At 36.3% G+C, this 3,346-nt stretch carries 1 protein-coding gene and 1 pseudogene; both read left to right on the forward strand.

Annotated features, from left to right (window positions below; translation table 11 throughout):
- Positions 1–1,328: Vomp family autotransporter (locus tag BN67_RS11185; RefSeq protein WP_033313019.1), on the forward strand; the 1,328-nt coding region annotated here is incomplete at its 5' end.
- 1,304 nt (positions 1,329–2,632) lie between these two features.
- Positions 2,633–3,346 (forward strand): annotated as a pseudogene (locus BN67_RS11190) (Vomp family autotransporter); the annotation flags it as partial.

Below are 3,346 nucleotides of genomic sequence, written 5' to 3' on the forward strand. Positions count from 1 at the left end.
CAGGTTATGGCAAGGTAGCGCGCACTATTTCTGGTGTAAAGGAAGCTGTGAAGGATGATGAAGCTGTTAACAAAGCCCAACTTGATAAAAGCATAAAGCAAATTTCTCAAGATGCGTTATTGTGGGATGATGAAGAGGGAGCATTTGTCGCAAAACATGAAAAAAATGGAGAAAAGAGAAACAGCAAACTTAAGTTTCTTTTGGATGGGGAGATTGCGAAAGGTTCAACCGAAGCCATTACCGGCAATCAGCTTTATTTCTTGAATCAGACGCTCGCATCTTATTTTGGTGGTGGTGCTAAGTATGAAAATGGTCAATGGACAGCACCTCATTTCCAGATTGTCCAATTTGATGAGAATGGCAAAGTTGTTGAGAAGAAAAGTTATGATAATGTAGCGGATGCTTTGGATGGTGTTAATAATGGAATGACAACCATTAACAACCGTATTGATGATGTCATCAACAAGGCTGATACAGATGCTTTAAAATGGAATAAAGAAAAAGGAGCCTATGATGCTGGTCGCGATGGTCAACCAAGTAAAATTACCAATGTCGCTGATGGTAAAATTGAAAAAGACTCTAAGGATGTGGTAAACGGTGGGCAGCTTTGGCAGACCAATGAGCGTATCAATAGTGTTGAAAAAGATGTTCAGCATATTTCAAAGAGGGTTGATAATATTTCAAATACAATTGAGGATATTGGTGACACAGTTATCAACATTGATGGGAAAGTGAATAATATTGATAAAAAGGTTGATGGTATTGCTGAAGATGCTGTTCGTTATGACAGAGATGAAAAGGGCAAAAAAACCAATAAAATCACTTTAGCAGGGGGTGATCCGAGTGAACCTGTGATGATTGATAATGTTGCAGATGGTAAGATTGAAAAAGGCTCAAAAGAAGCGATTAATGGTGGGCAATTGCATGATTACACGAAAGAACAGATGAAGGTTGTTCTTGATCAATCAAAGCAATATACAGACCAGCGTGTAAACAATATCGTTATTGATGCGATTGACGATGCTGTTGAACGTGCAAATAACTATACCAATATGAAGTTTGAGGCTTTAAATTACAGTATAGAAAATGTCCGCAAAGAGGCAAAACAAGCGGTTGCTATTGGTTTGGCAGTATCGAATTTGCGTTATTTCGATGATCCAGGGTTTTTGAGTGTCTCATTTGGTAGTGGTTTGTGGCGTGGCCAGTCTGCCTTTGCTTTTGGTGCTGGTTATACATCTGAGGATGGCAAGATCCGTTCTAATTTATCAGCAACCAGTACTGGTGGTCATTGGGGTGTCGGTGGTGGAATAACTCTAAAATTAAAATAACACCAGATAATACGAAAACTACAATTTAATCGAATTTTCGCCTTTGTCTGATGAGACAAGGGTGAAAATTTATAATATTAGGGAGATAAATATTTTACATAGAAAGTCATAAAATCGTATCATTATGAAAACGTTATAACCATGTATTCGATAGTAATAATCTTAGTGAAAAGTGAAGTATTTTAACAAAAATTTTACAGATGCAGAGCAGTGTCTCTAAGATAAACTGATAGGGTAATATAATTGTATCATAGTTTAAAGACGTACGTTTTATAATTTCATTGAGGGAAATTATTCATTGGGGAAGGATATGTTTTAATAAAAATCAAAACTTTTATTTGTTTTATATACAGCAGTAGCCATCATGAAGTATGCAGTAGTTGCAATTCTTCATAAAGCTCATACTGATCAAAATAAAATTCCTGAAACAAATTATGAAACAGAACTGATGTATAAGTTTATAGCATACGCAATGAAATTATAAAAATACTTCGCGATTGTATAAAGCAGTAAGACCCATTATGTAAAGTAACTAAACTTATTTTCTTTAAAAGCTTATACAAGAAACAAAAGAGTCATCAATCAGACTCATTTTGCTGAAAGCGTAAAAAAATCTCGCAAGGGGAAGTGCAGCGTATTATGAAAAAAATCACACAATCATTCTTATTCTACGTTAAATTTCTTCAAAAGAGATGACCATAAACTACAACATATTGATTCATAAGTATTTTTATCGTTTCTTACTTTGAATCATAACCCCGAATATTGTAAGATTATCTCATCTCAAATCACTTCATATGGAATCAATTTTATTCACTTAGCTTTATGCCATAAGCGGGGTTGGCAGAGGGGTAAAAATTATAGAGGAAAGGAGGAAAAATGCCCCTTATGAATCGTCTTAATGCAAGGGCTGTCGCAACATTGGGTGCTGGTAAATATCATGATGGTGCCGGCTTGTTACTGTGAAACCATACTACTTATCCTTACGTTAAAAATGCAATAATCCCCCAAAAAGTACCTTAAGCCACACTTCCAATTACAGCACACAAAGATGTTTCTTCCTTACCTTCAAACTCAAAAACTTTGTTACAAAAGATATCTCACATAAAGGCAAAAAAAATCAAAACTTCATGAATAGAATTATTAATTAACATTAATGCCCTTACAGTTGTGGGTCCTTCTTTCGAGAAGGTCAAAGATTAAGATAATCAAAACTAAAGATGCGTTAAATGATGTTAAGAGTGATATAAACAATAGAATAAGCAATGCACTTATTCAAATAAAAAAGAATGCTTTGTTTTGGGATGAGGAGGCGGACGCATTTACAATACAACATAGCAAGGAGGGTAAGAAGAGTAGCCGGTAATATCAAGCATTTTGTAGATTGTGATATCAATACAGACTCCAGTGATGCGATCAATGGCTCCCAGCTTTATTCATTAGGTGATCAGGTTGCTCAGTACTTCGGTGGTGGTGCTGCCTATGGTGAGAATGGTAAGTGGAGTGCACCACAGTTCAAAGTTCAAATTGTTAATGAGGAAGGGCAAGCTAGTGAACAAAGTTATTCTGATGTAGCATCTGCCTTTGCAGGAGTTGGTATATCTTTGACAAATCTTCACAATGAAGTTAAAAATGAGATTAATAAGGTTGTTGGTGATAGCCTTGTTAAGCAAGATGCTGATACGCATGTTATAGCGATTGGTGGTGAAAAGAACGGTACTGAAGTTACGCTTGCAAATGTTGATGGTGTTTCCCGGACGCTTTCTGGAGTTAAGGCAGGAGCTGTTTCAGAGTACTCGACAGAAGCGATTAATGGAGCTCAACTTTATTCTATGAGTAATCAGCTTGCTCAGTATTTTGGTGGTGGTTCTGGCTATAATAATGGTGTCTGGAGAGCGCCAGAGTTCCAAGTTTCTCAATTTAATTCTGATGGAACATCTTCAGAGAAGAAAGGTTATGATACTGTTTCGGCTGCATTTGAAGGCGTTAATGACAGTATGATGAATATCAATAATCGT

The sequence above is a fragment of the Bartonella rattaustraliani AUST/NH4 genome, from assembly GCF_000312565.1.
Classification (GTDB): domain Bacteria; phylum Pseudomonadota; class Alphaproteobacteria; order Rhizobiales; family Rhizobiaceae; genus Bartonella; species Bartonella rattaustraliani.